The following is a 20,790-nucleotide window of genomic DNA, read 5'->3' on the forward strand; positions in this document are numbered from 1 at the left end:
GCACCGAGGAGCGGAGGTCCAGACGGATCAGGGCAAAAACTTGTTTGAGCCGCAGGCGAGTTGTTTTTGACCCCGGCTGGCCCGAGCACCGCAGGTTGCCCGTAGCGTAGCGAAGGGACGCAGGAACCAGGGTCGCCTTTTCTTTGCTTACTTTCTTTTGGCGAAGCAAAAGAAAGTGAGTTGCATGYCGGGCAACCCCCGGCCAGCAAGACTCAGCAAAGAGCTCGGCCACAACATCACCAACCGCTCGATCAGGCGAGGGGCCGCCTCACACAAACCTCCCGAACACACCCCCGTAGCCACCGATGCCCAGGATCCGCATCCAGCCGCGGATGCCAGAGCAATGACACCGTGATCTCCGGCGTGGAGACCGGCAGCGCAAAACTGTGCATTCCGGCGCGCAGGTTCCCGGTATGCCGTTCGGGAACCGTGGCGATCAAGTCGGAAGACCGGGCCAGTGCCAGTGCCGCCGCAAAGCCGCCGACGATGGTGGCGATCTCCCTTTCGAGCCCGAATGGGTGCAAGGCTTCATCCACCGGCCCCTTGCCCTGGCCCCGCCGCGAGACGTCGATATGCCTGCCGGCGGCGTAGCGGGCGGGCGTGATCTCTCCCTCGCCCAGCGGGTGTCCCATTCGCACGACGCCGACGAACCGGTCCCGGAACAAGGCCTGCACCCGCAGCTCCGGTGCCGCCGTCTTTCCCACMACGCCGGTTTCAAGGTCGACGGTCCCGTCGCGAAGCKGYGTGCTGTCCTTGTCGAGCTTCTGTACGAAGCACAGCCGTACGCCGGGTGCTTCATTCGCGACGCGTGCAATAAGCTCTGGCCCGAAGTTCTCCACAAAACCTTCGCGCGTGCGCAGCGTGAACGTGCGGACCAGCTGTTTGAGCTTGAGCTTTTTGGCGGGGCGCAGCACCGCTTCTGCGTCTTGCACAAGCTGACTGACGCGCTCACGGAGTTCGACGGCCCGCGGTGTGGGAACAAGGCCGCGTCCAGCCCTGACCAGCAGCGGGTCGCCGGTTGTTTCGCGCAATCGGGCCAGCGCCCGGCTCATCGCTGACGGGCTCAGCCGCAGGCGCCGGGCTGCGCCCGCCACGCTGCCTTCCGCGAGCAGCACATCCAGGGTGACAAGAAGGTTGAAATCGGGCGCAGCCATGCATCGACCATAGCGCAATTTGGCCATGAGATGGCGTTAAACGCACTCATAAAGTGCAAATGATGCGTCTTCCGCCATGCCAGGTAAAGAACTACGCTCCCAGAGAGCTCCATTTCGGGGAACCACGACCCCCTCTACCTGTTTACCCGCTTGCCCACTTTGCCCACTGGACTATCTTGACCACTCCCATTGCACCCACTGTTCCATCAACAAACGCCAACGCGGAACCGGCGCCGCCGGTCCGATGGGTGCTGGCCAGCCTTTCACTGTCCATGCTGCTGTCCTCGCTCGGCACCAGCATCGCCAACGTGGGTTTGCCGGCGCTGGCCCAGGCGTTCAACGCCTCTTTTCAGGAAGTGCAGTGGGTGGTCCTGGCTTACCTGCTGTCCATCACCGCCCTGATCGTCAGTGCCGGACGGCTGGGGGACCTGATGGGGCGCCGGCGGTTGCTGCTGGCTGGCATCTTCCTGTTCTCGGTGGCCTCGGTCCTGTGCGGCATCGCGCCGACGCTCTGGCTGCTGGTTGCCGCCCGGGCTGTGCAAGGCCTGGGGGCGGCCGTGATGATGGCGCTCACTATGGCGTTTGTCGGCGAGGCGGTTCCTAAGGCCAGAACCGGCAGTGCCATGGGGCTGCTCGGCACCATGTCTGCGGTCGGCACCGCGCTGGGGCCATCGCTGGGCGGTGTCCTGATTGCTGTATCGGGCTGGCAGGCCCTGTTCTTCGTCAACGTACCGCTGGGAATCCTGACTTTTTTCCTGGTGCATCGCTACTTGCCCGTTGATCGCAAGGAGCGGAAGGCAGATCGTCCCCGCTTTGATCGCCTGGGCACACTGCTGCTGGCCTTGACACTCGCGGCCTACGCCTTGGCCATGACAACGGGGCGCGGCCATTTCGGTCCGATCAACATGGCGCTGCTGCTGGCGGCTGTTATCGGCGCCAGCTTTTTCGTGCTCGTCGAATCGAGAGCGAAATCCCCTCTGGTCCGGCTCGCGACGTTCCGCGCTCCAGGCTTGAGCGCAAGCCTCGCCATGAACACGCTCGTTGCGACCGTGATGATGGCGACGCTTGTGGTCGGGCCGTTTTATCTGTCCCGTGGTCTCGGGCTCAACGCCGCGCTGGTCGGTATCGTCATGTCGGTCGGCCCCGTCATTTCAGCATTGAGCGGCGTCCCGGCCGGCCGCATGGTGGACCGCCTGGGTGCGCCGTTCATGGCCGTCGCCGGGCTCATCGCCGTGGCCACCGGCGCGGCGGCGCTGGCCGCGCTTCCAGCGATGTTCGGTGTTGCGGGCTACGTGGCCGCCATCTTTATCCTGACCCCGGGATATCAGCTGTTCCAGGCCGCCAACAACACCGCTGTCATGACGGATATTCCTTCGGACCAGCGGGGTGTCATTTCCGGCATGCTCAACCTGTCGCGCAATCTGGGGCTCATGACCGGGGCCTCCGCGATGGGGGCCGTGTTCGCGTTTGCCTCAGCGCCGGACATCACGACCGCGGGTGCCGGGGCTGTTGCCACCGGCATGCAGGTCACGTTCGCGGTTGCGGCGGTGCTGGTTGTCATCGCAATCGCCATCGCCATCGCTGCCGGGGGCCGCATGCGCGCAAAACCCAGGCTCAGCCGCTAACTTTCTCTTCTTTCGTCACCAGCCAGATCCCATAACAAACCAGCAACAAGGCCAGGCCGTTTTTCCACTCCAGGAAGCGCTCATCCAGAAACACCGCCGACAGCAGTGTCCCAAAAATCGGCACCATGAAATTGAACACCGTGATCATGCTCACGCGGTTGTACTTCAGCAAAATCGTCCACAGCGAGAACGCCGCGGACGACAGCACCACGAGGTAAACCATCAACAGGGTGGACTGACGCGTGAAACCCCTCAATGTTCCGCCGGTAGCAACACCGATCAGCAGCAGCGCCAGGCCGCCTATGGCCAATTGCCAGCCTGTCAGTACCACCGAATCCACGCGCTGCGACACCTTCTTGCCGTAAATACTGGCGGCCGACAGCACAAAAGCGGCGATCACCACAAAGCCTTCGCCCAGCAGCGTGAAGTCGAAGGTCAATAGGCCTTCGCTGAAGTTCACCACCATCACGCCGGCAAAGCCCACCATGCAGCCCAGCACCTTGTTGAAGCTGAGCCGGTCATTCTTGTAGATGTAATGCGCCAGCAGCACGCTGAAGAAGGTGCCCGTTGCATTCATGATCGAGCTCTTCACGCCGGTGGCGTACGCCAGGCCGATGTAGAAGAACACATACTGCAGGCTCGTCTGCGTGAGGCCCACCAGCGTCACCTGGCCGAAGGTGCGGCGGTCCAGCTGGAACACCGGCTTCTTGCTGATGACCGCAAACACCAGCAGCACCAGGCCGGCAAAAATAAAGCGCCAGCCCGCAAACACCAGCTTGGAGGGAATGTCGTCGGCCGCAATATGAAACAGCGCATAGCCGTTCTTGATGGCCGGATAGGCGCTGCCCCAGAGCAGGCAGCACAAGGAGGCCAGCAGAAAAACGACCTTGCGCTGGGTGAAGAAGGTGGAGCTGTTCAAACCGGGATTCCGTGAAAAGAAGGCCGCGTCCGGGCGCGGCAGGCACCTGGACGTGGCAGGGAAACTCAGAGCAGGCGCGCCAGGTACCGCCCGGTATGGCTGGCCGAATTGGCAGCGATGTCTTCCGGCGTACCCACGCCCACCACCGTGCCACCGCCGGCGCCACCCTCGGGGCCCATGTCGATCAGCCAGTCGGCCGTCTTGATGACATCCAGGTTGTGCTCGATCACCACAATCGTGTTGCCCGCGTCGCGCAGCTGGTGCAATACCTYGAGCAGCAAATCGATGTCGGCAAAGTGCAGGCCGGTCGTCGGTTCATCGAGGATGTACAGCGTGCGGCCGGTGTCGCGTTTGCTCAATTCCAGCGCAAGCTTGACGCGCTGTGCCTCGCCGCCCGAGAGCGTGGTCGCGGCCTGGCCCAGCTTGATGTAGGAAAGGCCCACGTCGAGCAGGGTGTGCAGCTTGCGCGCAATCGTCGGCACCGCCTTGAAGAACTCGGCGGCCACCTCGACGGTCAGGTCCAGGATCTGCGCGATGTTCTTGCCCTTGTATTGCACTTCCAGTGTTTCGCGGTTGTAGCGCATGCCCTTGCAGACATCGCAGGGCACGTACACGTCGGGCAGGAAGTGCATTTCGACCTTGACCACGCCGTCGCCCTGGCAGGCTTCGCAGCGGCCGCCGGCCACGTTGAAGCTGAATCGCCCGGCGCCGTAGCCGCGCTCGCGCGCGGTATTCATTTCGGCCATCAGCTCGCGGATCGGTGTGAAGAGGCCGGTGTAGGTGGCCGGGTTGCTGCGCGGCGTGCGGCCGATGGGCGACTGGTCAACGTTGATGACCTTGTCGAAATGCTCGATGCCTTCTATCGCTTCGTGCGGCGCAGGCTCTTCATGGGCGCGGTACAGCGTGCGCGCCACGGCCGCATACAACGTGTCGTTGACCAGTGTGGACTTCCCAGAGCCGGAGACACCGGTTACGCAGGTCAACAGGCCCACCGGGAATTCGACGCTCACGCCTTTGAGGTTATGGCCGGTGGCGTTGACGACGCGCAAGGCCTGCATGTCGCCCAGCGTGGCCTGGTGGATCGCTTCGCGCGCGGCGCGGCGCTCGGCCGCCGGGCTTTGCGGAAAGCGCGAGGCTTTCTTTTTCTCCGCCGCTTCCACCGCCTTGACCGTCGGCAGCCAGGGCGTGCGGCGTTTGGGTACGGCGATCTTCAGTGTTTGCGCCAGGTACTGGCCCGTGAGCGAGTCGGGGTTGTTCTTGACTTCGTCAAATGTGCCTTGCGCCATCACGCGCCCGCCGTGGATGCCGGCACCCGGTCCCATGTCGATCACATGGTCGGCCGCGCGGATCATGTCTTCGTCGTGCTCGACCACCAGCACGCTGTTGCCGATGTCGCGCAAATGCTTGAGCGTGCCGATCAGGCGGTCGTTGTCGCGCTGGTGCAGGCCGATGCTGGGTTCGTCGAGCACGTACATCACGCCGGTCAGGCCCGAACCGATCTGCGAGGCCAGGCGGATGCGCTGGGACTCGCCACCCGACAGTGTCTCCGCGCTGCGATCCAGGCTGAGGTAGTTGAGGCCCACGTCGTTGAGGAACTTCAGGCGCAGGCCGATCTCGCGCACTACCTTGGCTGCAATTTCGGCCTTGGCGCCCTGCATTTTCAGCGTGTTGAAATACCCGAAACTCTCGCGTAACGTTGAGTGGCTGATTTCATAGATCGCCTTGCGCCCAGGCTTGGTGCCATCGGTCACCGATGCGTCAACGCCGTCTTCAGGCGCGCTCACCAGGTACACGTGGCGTGCCTCGGTGCGCAGGCGCGTCCCTTCGCAGTCAGGGCAGGGCTGCACACTGCGATAGCGGGACAGTTCTTCGCGCACGGCGGCAGAGTCGGTTTCGCGGTAGCGCCGCTCGAAGTTGGTGATGACGCCTTCGAAAGGATGCTTCTTTGCGATCTTCTTGCCGGCAAAGTTGCCCGAATCCATCACGTAGCTGAACTTGATTTCTTCCTCGCCCGAGCCGTACAGAACAACCTGCCGCACGTTGTCGGGCAGGTTCTCAAAGGCAGCGTCGATGTCGAATTTGTAGTGCTTTGCCAGGCTCTCAAGCATCGAGAAGTAGTAGCCATTGCGCCGGTCCCAGCCCTTGACGGCGCCGCTGGCCAGGCTCAGCGACGGAAAGGCCACCACGCGCGCCGGGTCGAAAAATTCCATATGGCCCAGGCCGTCACAGGTGGGGCAGGCGCCGACGGGTGAGTTGAAAGAGAAGAGCCGTGGCTCCATTTCGCTTAGCGAGTAGTCGCACAYCGGGCAGGAAAACTTCGCGCTGAAGAGGTGCTCTTTGGCGGTGTCCATTTCCATGGCAATCGCTTTGCCGTCGGCCAGGCGAAGCGCGGCCTCAAAGCTTTCGGCCAGGCGTTGCTGCAGGTCCGCGCGAACCTTGATGCGGTCAATCACCACATCGATGTTGTGCTTCTCGGTTTTTTTGAGCTTGGGCAGGTCGTCAAACTCATAGGCCGTGCCGTCGACGCGAAAGCGCACATAGCCTTGCGACTGCATCTCGGCAAACACGTCCACGAATTCGCCCTTGCGGTCGCGCGCCACCGGCGCCAGGATCATCAGCTTGGTGTCTTCGGGCAGGGCCAGCACCGTGTCGACCATTTCGCTGACGCTTTGGGCCTGCAGCGGCAGGTCGTGGTTTGGGCAATATGGCGTGCCGGCCCGCGCAAACAGCAGGCGCAGGTAATCGTGGATTTCAGTGACCGTACCCACGGTGGAGCGCGGGTTGTGCGAGGTGGCCTTCTGTTCGATGGAGATCGCAGGCGACAGGCCTTCGATCATGTCCACGTCGGGCTTGTCCATGAGCTGCAGGAACTGCCGCGCATAGGTGGAGAGGCTCTCAACGTAGCGGCGCTGGCCTTCGGCGTACAGCGTGTCAAAGGCGAGAGACGACTTGCCCGAACCGCTCAAGCCGGTAATCACCACCAGCTGGTTGCGCGGAATATCGAGATCGATATTTTTAAGGTTGTGCGTGCGCGCGCCGCGGATGCTGATCCGCTGGGCCGCGAGCACTTTGGCAAGGTATTTGCTGTCGTCAGGAGAGTTCAAGATGTGGCAGCCGCAAAACTCTCCATCATAGACCGAAGCACCGTTTCAAGCACAATAGCCGGCTGGGCAAGCCACGGGCTGCCGTGGGCTTGCCGCTCCCAGTCGGTCAATCCCGGGTTATTGCCCTGTTTTGGAGCTTTTCTAGCTATTTTTTGGCCGCTTTTGCCCTTTTAATCCCCTTGACTGCGCCTACAGCCCCCATGTCGTTTCCCATGACCGCTACCGAGCGGCGCGCCAGCGTTTCGCTGGCGTCGATCTTTGCGCTTCGCATGCTCGGCCTCTTTTTGGTGCTGCCGGTGTTTGCGCTGGAGGCGGCCAAATACCCGGGGGGCGATGACCCGGCCCGGATTGGCCTGGCCATGGGTATTTATGGCCTGACGCAGGGCATCCTGCAAATTCCCTTTGGGATCGCTTCGGACTGGTGGGGGCGCAAGCGTGTCATTGTTTCCGGCCTGGTCATTTTTGCGCTTGGCAGCCTGATCGCCGCCTGGGCGCCCGACCTGAACTGGCTGATCGCCGGCCGGTCGTTGCAGGGGGCGGGGGCCATTTCGGCTGCCGTTACGGCGCTGCTGGCCGATTCCACCCGCGACGAAGTGCGTACCAAGGCCATGGCGCTGGTGGGCGGCAGCATTGCCCTGATGTTTGCGCTTTCGCTGCTGGCCGCACCCCTGCTCGCCGGCGCTATCGGCCTGCACGGGCTGTTTGCCCTGACTGGCGCGCTGGCACTGGGCGGCATTGCCGTGGTCGTCTGGTGGGTGCCACCCGAACCGGTGGAGCACGTCAACCGGCCGCGCGGCAGCGTGGCGGAGGTGCTGAAGGACACCGCGCTGCTGCGGCTGAATTTCGGCGTGTTCGTGCTGCATGCCGTGCAGCTGGCCATGTGGGTGGCGATCCCGGCTTTGCTGGTGAATGCCGGGCTCGACAAGGCCGCGCATTGGCAGGTCTACCTGCCGGCGGTGCTGGCCTCTTTTGGGGTGATGGGAGCTACGCTGTTTCCGCTGGAAAAACGGGGCTATCTGCGTGCCGTGTTCCTGGGGGCTGTCGGCCTGGTCCTGCTGGTTCAGCTGGGCTTGCTTTGGGTGGCATCGTCTACCTCGGCGCCGGCCAGTCTGGGCATTCTGGCCGTGCTGCTGTTCCTGTTTTTTTGCGGTTTCAACGTCCTCGAAGCCACCCAGCCCAGCCTGGCCTCCCGGGTGGCGCCAGCCCATGCCCGCGGCGCTGCGCTCGGGGTTTACAACACCTTGCAGTCGCTGGGGTTTTTTGCCGGCGGGGCCGTCGGCGGCTGGATCACAAAAACGCAGGGGGCTGAGGGGCTTTTTGCGGTGTGCGGCGGCCTGATGCTGCTATGGCTATTGGTCGCCTGGCCCATGACAGCGCCTGGCCGGCACGGGCCCGCCGCTGTTACAGGCGGCCACGGCGCCGCACCGGGCCAGCCAGTTAAACTCTAAGTTAGATCAGGAGAACACCCCATGGCATCCGTCAATAAAGTTATCGTCGTCGGCAATCTGGGCCGGGACCCCGAAATGCGCAGCTTCCCCAGCGGTGACCAGGTCGCCAACGTCACCATTGCCACCACTGACAAGTGGAAGGACAAGCAGACGGGTGAAATGAAGGAGGCCACCGAATGGCACCGCGTGGTGTTCAACGGCCGTCTGGCTGAAATCGTTGGCCAGTACCTGCGCAAAGGCTCGCAGGTCTATGTCGAAGGYAGCCTGCGCACGCGCAAGTGGACCGACAAGGACGGCCAGGAAAAGTACACCACCGAAATCCGTGCCGACCAGATGCAGATGCTGGGCAGCCGTCAGGGCATGGGCGGCCCCGGCGGTGATGACGGCGGCGGTTATGAAGCGCCGCGCCAGTCCGCACCTGCGGCACGTCCACAGGCCGCCGCACCGCGGCCCGCCCCGGCAGCCAAGGCCGCCAGCGGCTTTGACGACATGGACGACGATATCCCGTTCTAAATACGAACAGTCTTTGTCGATGGAGGCCCACTCTTCGAGAGGAGAGTGGGCTTTTCGTTTGCAGGCGTCCGGATGATCAGCTCATCGCCTGACGGACTAGCAGCGTGTCCGTGAACTGCTCAAAGGCCACGACCTTCCCGTCCCGCAGGTGCCAGACATGGGCCACACGGGCCTGCATGTCCTTTCCCGTGGCGCGGTAAGTGCCGTGGTAGGTCCCCACCCCGAGGATGTGGTCACCACCGTCGATGAGGCTTTGCAGTTCGAAGCGATAGCCGATCCAGTCCCTGCCCAGCACGGCAAAGACGTTGTCGACAACCGCTTGAGGCCCGACCCAGGTGCCCGCGCAGGGGAAGCCTGCCATCTCGGTCCAGCGTACCTGGGGCGAGACATGGGCCATCATCTCCTGGATGTTTCCCTGGGCCGACGCCGCGTAGTGGGCACGGACGATGTCGATATTCGACATCATGGCCTCAACCCCACTTCATCTCGCCCTTGGCGACTTTGGCGCCGATCTGCAGGGCCACGCCCATGCCGGCATTCGGATAACGCTTGGTCATCGCCGCGATGAGGGCGGCGCTGTCCGCGGCCTTGGCCAGCTCTTCCTCGAAAGCCACGAGGTAGTCGCGCGTGTATTTGATCGCGCTTGCGTCCACCGCCGCCGTGACCGCCATGTGGCCGGGGACCACCACCGCGGGTTTGCGCGCGGCCATGGCGTCAAGCGCCTTCACCCATGTGGCACGGCCCTCGGCGCCCTGCGTGTCGGCGGTCCACACGTGAACACCGGAGAACAGCAGCACGCCGCCGAAGATGGCGTTCAGCGAAGGCACCCAGATGTAGCGGCGGTTGGCCAAGCCATCGGCATCGGCGATTTCGAGGGTCTGGCCTTCCAGCGTGAGCGACCGGCCGTCGAAGGCTTCGGGCATCACGATGTCCGCCAGCGCCTGTGGGCCGTTCTCCTTGAGCTGGGGGCCCCAGGTTGCCAGTTTCTTTTCCACGTTGCCCTTGATGGCCGTGATCGTGGCCGGTGCCGCAATCACCTTGGCGTCGGGAAACGCCGCCTTGATGGGCGCCAGGCTGAAGTAGTAGTCGGGATCGCTCTGGCTGATGTAGATGGTCGTGAGCTTTTTGCCGGTGGCCTTGATGGCCTCGGCCAATGCCTTGCCGTCGGGAAGCGTAAAGCCCCCGTCGATGAGGACAGCCTCGCGTTCGCCGGAGATCAGCACCGGGGCACGGAAGAATCCGTGTTCGCCGGCGGGAAAGTGTTTCCAGGTCAGGTTGGTATTTGCAGCCATAGCGCTTTTCACTCCTAAGATGGCCGTCGCGACAGCCGCGCCGGCTACAGTTTTGATTGCTTCTCTTCGTGTTGTCATGGTTTTTCCTTCTTCTTGAACAGTTAACTGAAATGGGTTGTGGGGGTGGAGGCGGTGCCGGGCTCAAGCAGCCTCGAGCTCGCCTGCCAGCGCGCTCGGGTTGGAATAAAAATCGGCGTTATTCAAGACCCAGCGCTGCGCGCCGGATTCGGCTACCAGCGTAGGCACGCCGTGTGCGCCGAACTCCCGCATCAAGGCCTGGGCGCGATCCATGCGGGCCCGGTTGGCCGAGAGAAGATCTTCATCAGGCTTGTCCACCATTGCGGCGGCCTGCTCAAGCCCCAGCCCTTGCAGAAGGGCGGCCAGCGTTTCCAGCGAGGTCGTGTCCTGGCCATCCACATAGCGTGCAGTCTGGATCGCCTTGAGGGCTTCCAGTTCCCGAGCCGGTGCCGTCAATGACACGGCCGTGAGCGCCAGCGTGGCGGGGCCGCTGTCAAACAGCCGTTGGTGGTCACCGAGAACCCGCTCGCGATACTGCTCGCTGAAGCCTTGCCCCGTCAGGCGCTCGATGCGCTGGTCGTTGGACCAGGCATAGGCGGCGAAGTCACTGTTCATGGGCCGTGCGCCCTCGCCCGCGAACAGCCCGGTCGGCAGCAGTTCGATGCGGACAGCGGGAGTTTCAGCCAATGCGGAGAGCGCCGGCATGGCGCCGTAGCACCAGCCGCACAGCGGGTCGAACAGGTAATGGAGGGTTTTGGTCATGGGTTTTTTGCTCACTGGCTGTGATCGTAGGCACTATCCATTGACTGTTAAATACATCTCTGATAAACACAATGTATGTTTAAAGCAAACAATCAAGACGAGGGCGGCCTCGGCGGACTGGGAAACCTGAGGCGCCTGGCCTACTTTGCGGCGGTGGTGGAAACCGGCTCCTTCACCGCGGCTGCGGATCGCTTGGGGATCACCAAGGCCGTGGTCAGCCAGCAGGTTGCGCGGCTGGAGCGTGAATTCCGGACATCGCTGCTCGTCCGCACCACACGCAAGGTGCAGCCCACCGAACTGGGGCAAGCCTTCTACCTGCGTTGCGCACTGATTCTGCGCGAGGCCGGGGACGCCTTCGACGACCTTGCCGAAACCTCGGCGGAGCCGTCCGGCATGCTGCGGCTCACCGCGCCTTTCGACTATGGTGTCGGCGTGGTGGTGCCTGCCATCGCCGCCTTTACCCGGCGCTACTCCGCGTGCAAGGTCGATGCCGTCCTCACCGACCAGACGCTGGACCTCATGTCGGGCAACATCGAACTGGCGATACGTGTCGGCTGGCTTGCTGAAACCAGCCTGCAGGCGCGAAAAATTGGTTCTTTCCGGCAACTGCTCGTGGCGTCGCCGGCCATGAAGCCGCAATTGGCGCGGCTGACCGCCCCGCAAGAGATCGCCGGCCTTCCCTTCATCGCCAACACCGCTCTTCGCGACCACCTGACATGGAATTTCTCGCTCAACGAGGGTGAGCGCCAGGCCGTTAGCGTGCAGGCCTCGATTTTTCTCGACGCCACGCTTGCCGTGCGCGAAGCCGTGTTCCACGGCGCGGGGCTTTCGGTGCTGCCGGACTATGCGGTAGCGGGTGATCTTGCGGCCGGCCGTCTCATACAGGTCCTGCCGCAATGGCGCCTGCCTTCTGGCGGCATCCATGCCGTGTTTCCGGCCGCGCGCTTTCGTCCCGCGAAGGTCCGTGCCTTTGTCGACTTGCTGGCAGACAGAGAACAACAACGGCAGGCCGCCAGCGCGTCAAATGAAAGCTGACGCCCGGCCTGGCGCGTGGTCGACATGGCGACGATATTCCGCTCCGAGGAGTGCTATTGTTTTGATAGCTATTCGCGCACGTTTTTCATGCCTTGCAGCTATTTTTCGTTTAAGCCTGCGCTGACGGTGAATCGCGGACGACCAGAACAGGCACCGGCGCCAGCCTCAGGATCTGCTCGGCGCCACTGCCCAGCAGCACCCGCCCCAGGCCGCGTCGGCCGTGGGAGCCGACCACGATGAGATCGGCGCCCCAGAGCCTGGCCGCCTCTGCCACCGACTCTCCCAGGCGCTTGCCCGGTTCATCACAAAGCACCTGGCTTGCCGTGACCCCGGCCGATTCGGCGATGGCCGTGGCATCCGTCAGGACCTTGGCGCCGCTCTCGCGCATCATGCCAACCAGATCAGCCGACCAGGTGCCATAGGGGTCGACTCCGCCCAGATAAGCTGCCTCATTGAAGGCGTGCAGCAGCCGTACGCTGGCACTGGTCTCGCGCGCCATCGCCAGGCCGGCGACAAGGGCCTTGTTGGAAGTGTCGCTGCCAYCCACAGGAATCAGGATTCGCTTGAACATGGTGAATGCCTCATGTGAGTTGAAACGTCATCCATGGTGGCGATTTTTGGGAGCCGCATGTTGATGCGGGTCAATGTGGATGGATTCGCGACGGACGGTGGGGCTTCCAGGCGCAGGCCAATCGATTTGCTGCGCTCCACGCATTGGCTGTAATAACCGGGTCTTAGTCCGCGGTGTCTCCGTGGGGGCTGACCTCGGTACCGGCCCGGCCCGCCAGCATCTCCTCGATTTGGGTCAGTGAGCCTATGAGCGCCTTCTTGCCGGACTTGGACACAAAACCGGTGGCGGCCTGCACTTTGGGGCCCATGGAGCCTGCAGGGAAGCTATGGTCTAGCAGTTCCTGCGGCCTCACCTTGCCAACGGCGCGCTGCGACGGCGTTCCCCAGTCAAGATAGACCGCATCCACGTCAGTGGCAATCACCAGGCAGTCGGCCCCCAGTTCGTGCGCGAGCAGGGCGCCTGTCAGGTCCTTGTCGATCACGGCGTCGATGCCTTGAAGAGAACGCCCGCCGGCAGCGCGCACCACCGGGATGCCGCCACCACCCGCGGCGATCACCACCGCCTCATGCTGCAGCAGCCAGCGGATCGGGTCCATGCCCAGCACACATGTTGGGAGAGGCGAAGCCACGACGCGCCTGAAGCCTGCCCCGTCCGGCGCAACATGCCAGTGCATGGCTTGCGCAAGCCGTCCTGCTTCTTCTTCCGTATAGACAGGCCCTATAGGTTTGGTGGGTTTCCCGAAAGCCGGGTCGGCTGGATCGACTTCCACGCGCGTGAGCAGGGTGACCACGGGGCGCCCGGGTGGAAGATGGTTGGCGAGTTCCTGCTCCAGCAGGTAGCCGATCATGCCTTCGGTTTGCGCGCCCAGGATATCGAGTGGATAGGGCGCCACTGCCGCGTAGGCCGAGTTCTGCAGGGCCAGCAGGCCTATTTGCGGCCCGTTGCCATGCGTCACCACCAATTCATGCTGCAGTGCGACGCGGGCCAATTGGGCCGCCACGCCCTGGATGTTTTCCAGCAGGTGCTGCGCGCTGAGTGACTGGCCCCGGCGCAGCAAGGCATTGCCGCCCAGCGCCACGACCAGCTTCATGCGAGGGTGGCCACGAGTACGGCCTTGATGGTGTGCATGCGGTTTTCCGCCTGCGTAAACACAACGGACGCATCGGACTCAAAGACCTCATCGGTCACCTCGATTTCGCTGAGGCCGTAGCGCTCGTGGATCTGACGTCCCACTTCAGTATCCAGGTTGTGAAAGGCCGGCAGGCAATGCATGAAGCGGGTCCTCGGCTTGCCGGTGGCCTTCATCAGGGCGCTGTTGACCTGGAAGGGCAGTAGTTGCTCGATGCGCAGTTTCCAGGTGTCGTCGGGCTCACCCATGGACACCCAGACGTCGGTGTAGAGAAAGTCCGCGCCCTTGACCGCTTCGGTTGGATCGTTGCTGAGGGTGATGCGCGCGCCTGTTGTCCTGGCCAGTTCTCGCATTTCGCTCACCAGTTCGGGCGGTGGCATCAGTGCCGCGGGAGCGGCGATGCGCACGTCCATGCCCATCTGCGTGCCGCCCACCAGCAGCGAACAGCCCATGTTGAAGCGGGCGTCGCCCAGGTAGCAAAAGGACAGTTCGTGCAGCGGCTTTTCGCCGAACTCCTGCATCGTCAGCAGGTCTGCCAGCACCTGGGTCGGGTGCGACTCATCCGTGAGCCCGTTCCAGACCGGGACGTGCGAGAAGCGCGCGATTTCTTCCACCACCGTCTGGTGAAAGCCGCGGTACTCGATGCCGTCATATAGCCTGCCCAACACCCGGGCAGTGTCCTTGAGAGACTCCTTGTGCCCCAGCTGCGAACTGACCGGGTCGATGTAGGTCACATGGCCACCCTGGTCGTGCACTGCGACTTCGAAGGCGCAGCGCGTGCGGGTGGAGGCTTTCTCGAAAATCAGCGCGATGTTTTTGCCCTTGAGGCGGGCGAGCTCGTTTCCTGCATATTTGGAGCGCTTGAGCTCGGCGGCCAGGTCCAGCAGGAAACGGATGTCCCGCGGGGAGAAATCCTTGAGGTCCAGCAGGCTGCGGTTGTGAAGATTGAAGCTCATGAATGGCCGTCTTTCGTGGATGCCTCAATGGCGGGAAAGGATCAGGCGGCGTCGCGCTCAATCGGGCAGGACATGCAGTGGCTGCCGCCGCGGCCACGCCCCAGCTCACCGCTGGGGATGGTGATGACTTCGACGCCGGCCTTGCGCAGCAAGGTGTTGGTGTGGGTGTTGCGGTTGTAGGCCATGACCACACCGGGCGACAGCGCCAGCACGTTATTGCCGTCGTCCCACTGTTCGCGTTCCGCCTCGTAGGCGTTGCCGCCGGTGGCGACGACCCGCAACTTCGGCAGGCCCAGGGCTTGTGCGAGGACGTCGAGAAATGGTTCGGCTTCCGCCCTGACGTCGAGTGAGCCTGGTTCATCGCCGGGTCTGAGGCTGAACACACGTACGGCCTGCACAATATCCGGGAACACAGTCACCAGATCCCGGTCGCAAAAGGTCAGCACCGTGTCCAGGTGCATCGCGCCGCGTGATTTGGGCAACTGGGCAGCCAGCACGCGGGTTGCGGCGCCGCGGGCAAACAGGTTGCGCGCGAGCTGGGTCACGGCCTGCGGCGAGGTCCGCTCGCCCATGCCGATCAGCACCAGGCCCTGGCCCAAGGTCATCACATCGCCTCCCTCCAGCGTGGCCTGCGGATGCGGCTGCTCCGGGTCGCCCCACCATTCAGTCACCTTGCCGGCGTACGCAGGGTGGAAGCGGAAGATCGCCGCCATGAGCAGGCTTTCCTGACGGCGAGCGGGCCAGTACATGGATCCCAGCGCCACACCGTCGCCAATCCAGCAACTGCTGTCGCGAGTGAAAAGGGTGTTGGGAAGGGCGGGGAGCAGCAGGTCCGATGGGCTGGCGCAGGCGGCCGTGAGGCCGGGCAGCTTGAAAGGCAGGTCCGCCGGCGTCAGCCCGCCGATCAGGAACTCGGCCAGGCGAGCCGGTGGTAGTTCCTGCAGCCAGGGCCGCAGCACCCCCGCAGCTTCAAAGTCAGTGCCGGCAAGTTCGCGGTCCAGCAGCCGATCGCGCGCCAAGGGGTTGCCGAGCGTGACCGCCAACAGGTCATGCAGTTCCAGCACTTGCACGCCTTGCTCTGTCATGGCGCTGGTGAACGCAAAGTGATCGTTTTTGGCCTGGGCGACCCACATCACGTCGTCAAACAGCATGTCCCGGCAGTTCGCGGGTGTCAACCGCATGTGCGCCAGGCCCGGCCTGCAGACCAGCACCTTGCGCAGCCGGCCCGTTTCTGAATGAACGCCGGCCATCACAGACTCAACTGACCGGTGGCGAGCATCCAGCCGGCCACCACTGCGAGCGCGAGCACGGCTGCGAGCATGGCTTTCTCGCCAGCGGTAAAGGGCTGTTTGTTGCTCTGCCGTTTGGCGATGAAGTACAGGGCCGCGCCGGGGGCATAGAGCAGGGCGCTCAGTAACAGGTATTTGGCGCCGGCGGCATACAGCAGCCACAGGCAGTACACCGACGCGAGCGCGGCCACCGGCAGGTCCAGGGACCCGCCGGCGTTGGCTTCCCTCGTTGGGCCCTCACCGCGCAGCAGCACCTTCAGGCCGTAAAGCGCGCTGAAGAGGTAGGGCAGCAAAATCATCGCGGTCGACAGCGAGATCAGGGCCAGGTAGGAAGCCTTGGAAACCAGCGTGACAATAAGGAAGATCTGAACCATGGCACTGCTCAGCCACAAGGCATTGGCCGGAACGCCCTTGCCGCTTTGGCGGCCTAGCCATTCGGGCATCACGCCGCTGTTGGCCGGTGTGAAGAGCGACTCCGCGGCGAGCAATGTCCAGGCCAGGAAGCCACCGCCGACGGAAACGATGAGGCCGACATAAATCAGCACAGCGCCCCAGGTGCCCACGGCTTTCTCAAGCACGCTGGCCATGGAGGGATTCTTCAATCCGGCAAGTTCGGGCTGCGTGAAGATGCCCAGGGACAGCAACGARACGGCCATCAACAGTGCCAGGCAGATCAGAAAACCAATCACCGTGGCCTTGCCGACGTCCTTGCGCTGCCGCGCGCGCGCCGAATAGACGCTGGCGCCTTCAATCCCGATGAACACCCACACCGTCACCAGCATGGTGCTCTTGACCTGGTCGAGCACCGAGCCGAGTTTGGCGCCGCCCCAGAAGTCCAGGCTGAAGGTGGGTGCCTGGAAAGCGGCGGCAGCCAGCACGATGAACAGCAGCAAGGGAATGACCTTGGCGACTGTGACAATTGCGTTGACCCAGGCGGCGGTGTTGATGCCGCGCAGCACCAGCGCATGCACGACCCACAGGACTATCGATGCTCCGGCCACGGCTGCGGGCGTGTTGCCCTCGCCAAAAGCCGGAAAGAAATATCCGAGCGCGCCGAAGGCGGCCACCAGGTAACCGACATTGCCGATCCACGCGCTGATCCAGTAACCCCAGGCCGAGTTAAAGCCGATGTAGTCACCCGACAGCGCGCGCGCATAGGCGTAGACACCGTTGTCCAGCTCTGGCTTTCGCAGGGCCAGCATCTGGTAGACACGCGCCAGCACCAGCATGCCCGCGCCCGTGACCAGCCAGCCTATCAGGATGGCGCCAGCGCCAGCGCCAGCCGCCATGTTTTGCGGCAGACCGAAAATGCCGCTGCCGATGATGGAGCCCGTCACCAGCGCGACCAGCAGCCCCAGGCCCAAACCGCCTTGCGCCTGCCGTGTGGTGGGAATGGCCCGCGGCGGCGACACGGGGGAGCGGGTATTTGACAGTGTGTTCATGGCATGCCTTCCGTAAAAGATGAGTGGTTACTTGACCAGCAGCACCGGCACGTCGACGTCTGCCACCACGCGTTGGGCGACGCTGCCGAGCAGGGCGCGGCCCAGCAACCCGTGGCCGTGCGTGCCCATGACCAGCATGTGCACCTTTTCACGCTTCACCGCCTGCGCGATTTGTGTGGCCGGCGTACCGGTGACCCAGGAGGCCCGGAAAGTAATGCCGTGGCGTTTGAGAAAGCGTTCTATGGGCTCCAGCACTTTCTGGGCTTCATCGCGGTGGTAGGCATGTACCGTGGCGGCGCCCACCATGGACTTGACGCGAGGAGGAACAGCGATCTGTACATTGAGCACAATCAACTCTGCCTCGGGCCCCATCAGGGTTTCGTGAGTGACCAGAAAGGCGAGGGCCTTTTTTGTGAACTTGCTGCCGTCAACGGCCAGAAGGACTTTCATGGTGTTCTCCAAGTGCTTTTTCAGCGGGGATTCGGCGCCGATTCAACGCAGGACGAGCACGGGAATGGYGCTGTGCGTGAGTACCTGCTGGGTCTCGCTTCCGAGCAGGATGCGCGAGAGACCTTTACGGCCGTGTGATGCCATGACGATGAGGTCGCACTTGTTCTTTCTGGCCGCGGCCAGGATGGCGGTGGCGACGAGGTCGGATTTGGCGATCACGGCCTTGGCCTTGACACCTGCGGCCTCCGCAGACTTCTGCACCGCGTCGGCGACGGCCTGACCCTTGTCGGCCCATTCCTTTTCGATGCGGCCGACTTCCTGTGGCGAGATGGTGGCGCCGCCTTCGAAGTAGCTCATGGGATAACGCGGCACGACGTTGAKYGCCACAAGRCCGGCKYCCAGSGAYGCGGCAAGTKCGAYGGCSTCCYTGACCGCTTTTTTGGAAAGYGYGGAGCCGTCGGTGGCAACAAGAATGCGCTTGTACATGGTGGTTCTCCTGTGTTGATGTGCCGCAGTCTAGGAGCGCCGCTGCGACCCTGGATTGATCCATATCAAGGGCGCGGCACTCTGCGCTGGCTAAGCTGTCGTCATGCAAGCCGCACCCTTCCTGACCGCCGGCCCGGCGCAGCCCGCCATGCCTGACGCCGCCGCGTGGAGCGCGCTGGACGAGCCGGCCGAATGGGAAGGCTTCAGCCGGCCGGTGCCGGGGCGTGAAGGTTGGTGGGAGTCCTGCCTGGTGATCGAGGGCATGCACTGCGCGGCCTGCGCGCTCACGATCGAGGAGGTGCTCCGCAGGCTGCCCGGCGTGGATACGGTCGAAGTCAACGGTGTTAATGCCACGGCGCGGCTTCAATGGCGGCCGCAAGCCACACGCCCGTCTCTCTGGATGGCGGCATTGCGCCAAGCTGGCTACGGCGCCTTGCCGGCGGGCGACCTGCTGCTGGCCGGCCGCAGGGTACAGGCCCAGCGCGTGATGCTGTGGCGCTGGCTGGTGGCGGGCTTTTGCATGATGCAGGTCATGATGTATGCCGCGCCGGCCTACCTTGCGCCGGCCGGTGAGATCACGCCCGACATCCAGGCGCTTCTGGGATGGGCCTCCTGGGTGCTGACCTTGCCGGTGTTGCTGTTTTCCTGCTGGCCTTTTTTCTCGGCGGCGCTGCGCGACCTGCGGAACCTGCGCATAGGCATGGACGTACCGGTGGCGCTGGGCGTGCTGATTGCCTTCGGGGCCAGCACGGCCGCGACCTTTGACCCGGCCAGCGCCTGGGGCGAGCATGCCTCCTATGACTCGGTGCCCATGTTTGTGTTTYTCCTGCTCTCGGGCCGGCTGCTGGAGCAGCGCCTGCGGGACCGCACCGCCGGTGCGCTGGACGCGCTCATGCGGCGGCTGCCGGACAGCGTGGACCGACAGGAAGCCGACGGCAGTTTCCGCGCGGTGGCCGTCCGCCGCCTCGTGCCGGGCGACCTGGTTCGCGTGCTGCCGGGGCAGGCCTTTCCCGCGGATGGGGCGGTGGAGGGTGGCGAGAGCCGCGTTGACCAGTCGCTGCTGACGGGCGAATCCAAACCCTTGCTGCGGCGGGTGGGCAACGGCGTCATCGCCGGCAGCCATAATCTCACGGGGGTGTTGCTGGTGCGCGTTGAGCGGGTTGGGCCGCAAACCCGTTACGCCGAAATCGTCGCCCTGATGGAGCAGGCCTCGGTCGAAAAACCCGGCCTGGTGCAGTTGGTGGACCGCATCGCCAGCCCTTTTCTGGTGGCTGTGCTGATGGCGAGCGCCGTCGCAGCCGTGTGGTGGTGGCCTTTTGGTCAGGCGCATGCGATGGCGGTCGCGGTTGCGGTGCTCATCGTGACCTGCCCTTGTGCCCTGTCGCTGGCCACGCCGGCGGCCATGCTGGCCGGTGCGGGCGCGTTGGCACGGCGTGGCGTGCTGGTGCGCAAGCTGCAGGCGCTGGAAAGCTGCGCGGCCATCGACACCGTGATCTTCGACAAAACCGGCACACTGACGGAAGACCGCATGCAGGTCGTCATGGTCCATGTGCCTGCCGGTGGGAATCGCGACGAGGCCTGTGACTGGGCGGGTGCGCTGGCCAGGCATTCGTTGCATCCGGTCTCACGCGCCATCGCTGCCCGTTTTCCCGCGACGGATTGGGTGGCCAGTGAAGTGGAGGAGATCACAGGTCGCGGCCTGCGCGGCAAGGTCGCCCGGTTGGATGGCAGCGAGCCACACTACCTCTACCTGGGGTCGGCCTTTTTTTGCCGCGTGCCTGTACCGGGGCGTGATGTGCCGGTGCTGCAGGCCCATCTGTCCGACGGTGACCATTACCTCGCGGGTTTCGAGCTTGACGAAGCGATGCGGCCCGACGCGGCCCAGGCCGTGGGCGACTTGCTCAAACTCGGTGTCCGCGTGCAGCTGCTTTCGGGCGATACTGGCCAGGCAGTGGCTCACCTTGCGCGCCGGGCCGGCATCGAATGGTGCTTTGGCGAATGCACGCCGGAGGTCAAACTGGAACATGTGCGCCGCCTTCAGCGCGAGGGCCATCGCGTCATGATGGTGGGCGACGGCATGAACGACGGGCCGGTGCTGGCCGTGGCTGATGTGTCCGTCGCCATGGGCCAGGCCGTGCCGGTGGCCCAGGCCAGGTCGGATTTCATCATGACCGGCAACCGGCTGCTCACGGTGCCAGCCCTTGTCGCGCAGGCGCGGCGCACCCGGGCGGTAGTGCGGCAGAACCTGTTGTGGGCAGCGGTTTACAACGCGGTCTGCGTACCGTTGGCGATCTTGGGCTATATGCCGATCTGGCTGGCCGGCTTCGGCATGGCGGCGAGCTCCTTGCTGGTGGTCGTCAATTCCGCGAGGCTGGCGCGCGGCGTGTCGGAACACTGAATGGACATCCTGTTTTTACTGATTCCGCTGTCTGTAGTACTGGCGTTGCTCATCATCGGAGCGCTGGGCTGGGCGGTATGGCGAGGTCAATTCGAGGCGCTTGAGCAGGAAGCCGAGCGCATTCTTCACACTGATTGACTTGCATCAAATGGCGCGACCCACGCCGCATCGACACTTTGAAGCATCAAGACAAAAGGTG

19 protein-coding genes are annotated in these 20,790 nt (G+C 63.8%); 6 read left to right on the top strand and 13 right to left on the bottom strand.

Annotation, left to right across the window (positions count from 1 at the left end):
• Nucleotides 1–251 precede the first annotated feature (251 nt).
• The gene (locus tag AC1D1X_RS00005; protein ID WP_477697657.1) at nucleotides 252–1,154 is read right to left on the bottom strand and encodes a LysR family transcriptional regulator; all 903 of its coding nucleotides are present in this window, start codon (nucleotides 1,152–1,154) and stop codon (nucleotides 252–254) included.
• A 176-nt stretch (nucleotides 1,155–1,330) separates the two neighbouring features.
• On the opposite strand from AC1D1X_RS00005, the gene AC1D1X_RS00010 reads away from it, so the two are divergent.
• Nucleotides 1,331–2,779, top strand: coding sequence for an MFS transporter (locus AC1D1X_RS00010; RefSeq protein WP_477668822.1), 1,449 nt, complete (start codon nucleotides 1,331–1,333; stop codon nucleotides 2,777–2,779).
• On the opposite strand, the gene AC1D1X_RS00015 is transcribed toward AC1D1X_RS00010, so the two are convergent.
• Both AC1D1X_RS00015 and uvrA read right to left on the bottom strand, forming a co-directional pair.
• Nucleotides 2,769–3,698, bottom strand: a complete 930-nt coding sequence (locus tag AC1D1X_RS00015) for a DMT family transporter (RefSeq protein WP_477697642.1) — start codon at nucleotides 3,696–3,698, stop codon at nucleotides 2,769–2,771. The two genes, AC1D1X_RS00010 and AC1D1X_RS00015, sit on opposite strands and share 11 nt — an antisense overlap.
• Nucleotides 3,699–3,763: 65 nt before the next feature.
• Nucleotides 3,764–6,802 carry an excinuclease ABC subunit UvrA gene (uvrA, locus tag AC1D1X_RS00020; protein ID WP_477697643.1) on the bottom strand — a complete coding sequence of 1,013 codons (3,039 nt, stop codon included), beginning with the start codon at nucleotides 6,800–6,802 and terminating at the stop codon, nucleotides 3,764–3,766.
• Between the two features lie 212 nt (nucleotides 6,803–7,014).
• On the opposite strand from uvrA, the gene AC1D1X_RS00025 reads away from it, so the two are divergent.
• Entirely contained in the window at nucleotides 7,015–8,250 is a 1,236-nt protein-coding gene (locus AC1D1X_RS00025) for an MFS transporter (RefSeq protein WP_477668819.1), read from the top strand.
• Between the two features lie 21 nt (nucleotides 8,251–8,271).
• The gene (gene ssb / locus AC1D1X_RS00030) at nucleotides 8,272–8,763 is read left to right on the top strand and encodes a single-stranded DNA-binding protein (RefSeq protein ID WP_477668818.1); all 492 of its coding nucleotides are present in this window, start codon (nucleotides 8,272–8,274) and stop codon (nucleotides 8,761–8,763) included.
• Between the two features lie 76 nt (nucleotides 8,764–8,839).
• On the opposite strand, the gene AC1D1X_RS00035 is transcribed toward ssb, so the two are convergent.
• The 3 genes from AC1D1X_RS00035 to AC1D1X_RS00045 all read right to left on the bottom strand — a co-directional run bounded on the left by AC1D1X_RS00035 (nucleotide 8,840) and on the right by AC1D1X_RS00045 (nucleotide 10,835).
• A complete protein-coding gene (locus AC1D1X_RS00035) occupies nucleotides 8,840–9,229 on the bottom strand; it encodes a nuclear transport factor 2 family protein (protein ID WP_477668817.1) in 390 nt (129 codons plus the stop codon).
• Nucleotides 9,230–9,233: 4 nt separating this feature from the next.
• Entirely contained in the window at nucleotides 9,234–10,133 is a 900-nt protein-coding gene (locus tag AC1D1X_RS00040) for an MBL fold metallo-hydrolase (RefSeq protein ID WP_477668816.1), read from the bottom strand.
• 63 nt (nucleotides 10,134–10,196) lie between these two features.
• Nucleotides 10,197–10,835, bottom strand: a complete 639-nt coding sequence (locus AC1D1X_RS00045) for a DsbA family protein (RefSeq protein WP_477668815.1) — start codon at nucleotides 10,833–10,835, stop codon at nucleotides 10,197–10,199.
• Between the two features lie 75 nt (nucleotides 10,836–10,910).
• Here AC1D1X_RS00045 and AC1D1X_RS00050 point away from each other — a divergent pair, with 75 nt between their 5' ends.
• A complete protein-coding gene (locus AC1D1X_RS00050) occupies nucleotides 10,911–11,870 on the top strand; it encodes a LysR family transcriptional regulator (RefSeq protein ID WP_477668814.1) in 960 nt (319 codons plus the stop codon).
• A 109-nt stretch (nucleotides 11,871–11,979) separates the two neighbouring features.
• Here AC1D1X_RS00050 and AC1D1X_RS00055 read toward each other — a convergent pair whose 3' ends face one another.
• The 7 genes from AC1D1X_RS00055 to AC1D1X_RS00085 form a co-directional block, all read right to left on the bottom strand.
• A complete protein-coding gene (locus AC1D1X_RS00055; protein ID WP_477697644.1) occupies nucleotides 11,980–12,441 on the bottom strand; it encodes a universal stress protein in 462 nt (153 codons plus the stop codon).
• Between the two features lie 163 nt (nucleotides 12,442–12,604).
• The gene (arcC, locus tag AC1D1X_RS00060; RefSeq protein WP_477668812.1) at nucleotides 12,605–13,531 is read right to left on the bottom strand and encodes a carbamate kinase; all 927 of its coding nucleotides are present in this window, start codon (nucleotides 13,529–13,531) and stop codon (nucleotides 12,605–12,607) included.
• On the bottom strand, nucleotides 13,528–14,526 hold the full coding sequence (gene argF, locus AC1D1X_RS00065) for an ornithine carbamoyltransferase (RefSeq protein ID WP_477668811.1): 999 nt from the start codon (nucleotides 14,524–14,526) through the stop codon (nucleotides 13,528–13,530). The genes arcC and argF overlap by 4 nt, the downstream gene beginning before the upstream one ends.
• A gap of 41 nt (nucleotides 14,527–14,567) precedes the next feature.
• Complete coding sequence (locus AC1D1X_RS00070; RefSeq protein WP_477668810.1) at nucleotides 14,568–15,776, bottom strand: arginine deiminase; 1,209 nt, start codon at nucleotides 15,774–15,776, stop codon at nucleotides 14,568–14,570.
• Nucleotides 15,776–17,257 (bottom strand): arginine-ornithine antiporter, encoded by a 1,482-nt coding sequence (gene arcD / locus AC1D1X_RS00075; protein WP_477668809.1) that lies wholly within the window; start codon nucleotides 17,255–17,257, stop codon nucleotides 15,776–15,778. Before arcD ends, AC1D1X_RS00070 begins: the two co-directional genes overlap by 1 nt.
• Before the next feature lie 27 nt (nucleotides 17,258–17,284).
• Entirely contained in the window at nucleotides 17,285–17,707 is a 423-nt protein-coding gene (locus AC1D1X_RS00080) for a universal stress protein (protein ID WP_477668808.1), read from the bottom strand.
• Between the two features lie 42 nt (nucleotides 17,708–17,749).
• Nucleotides 17,750–18,193, bottom strand: coding sequence for a universal stress protein (locus AC1D1X_RS00085; protein WP_477697645.1), 444 nt, complete (start codon nucleotides 18,191–18,193; stop codon nucleotides 17,750–17,752).
• Between the two features lie 103 nt (nucleotides 18,194–18,296).
• Between AC1D1X_RS00085 and AC1D1X_RS00090 the strand changes: the two genes are divergently transcribed.
• Nucleotides 18,297–20,591, top strand: a complete 2,295-nt coding sequence (locus tag AC1D1X_RS00090; protein ID WP_477697646.1) for a heavy metal translocating P-type ATPase — start codon at nucleotides 18,297–18,299, stop codon at nucleotides 20,589–20,591.
• A complete protein-coding gene (ccoS, locus tag AC1D1X_RS00095; RefSeq protein WP_431095040.1) occupies nucleotides 20,592–20,729 on the top strand; it encodes a cbb3-type cytochrome oxidase assembly protein CcoS in 138 nt (45 codons plus the stop codon).
• Nucleotides 20,730–20,790: the final 61 nt, after the last annotated feature.

The organism is Polaromonas sp. P1_G4 (genome assembly GCF_056405475.1).

Bases quoted from the DNA above. Each gene is read 5' to 3' on its own strand.
- AC1D1X_RS00025 (WP_477668819.1), top strand. From the start codon at position 7,015: ATGACCGCTACCGAGCGGCGCGCCAGCGTTTCGCTGGCGTCGATCTTT.
- AC1D1X_RS00035 (WP_477668817.1), bottom strand. From the start codon at position 9,229: ATGATGTCGAATATCGACATCGTCCGTGCCCACTACGCGGCGTCGGCC.
- AC1D1X_RS00040 (WP_477668816.1), bottom strand. From the start codon at position 10,133: ATGACAACACGAAGAGAAGCAATCAAAACTGTAGCCGGCGCGGCTGTC.
- AC1D1X_RS00045 (WP_477668815.1), bottom strand. From the start codon at position 10,835: ATGACCAAAACCCTCCATTACCTGTTCGACCCGCTGTGCGGCTGGTGC.
- AC1D1X_RS00050 (WP_477668814.1), top strand. From the start codon at position 10,911: ATGTTTAAAGCAAACAATCAAGACGAGGGCGGCCTCGGCGGACTGGGA.
- arcC (WP_477668812.1), bottom strand. From the start codon at position 13,531: ATGAAGCTGGTCGTGGCGCTGGGCGGCAATGCCTTGCTGCGCCGGGGC.
- argF (WP_477668811.1), bottom strand. From the start codon at position 14,526: ATGAGCTTCAATCTTCACAACCGCAGCCTGCTGGACCTCAAGGATTTC.
- AC1D1X_RS00070 (WP_477668810.1), bottom strand. From the start codon at position 15,776: ATGGCCGGCGTTCATTCAGAAACGGGCCGGCTGCGCAAGGTGCTGGTC.
- AC1D1X_RS00080 (WP_477668808.1), bottom strand. From the start codon at position 17,707: ATGAAAGTCCTTCTGGCCGTTGACGGCAGCAAGTTCACAAAAAAGGCC.
- ccoS (WP_431095040.1), top strand. From the start codon at position 20,592: ATGGACATCCTGTTTTTACTGATTCCGCTGTCTGTAGTACTGGCGTTG.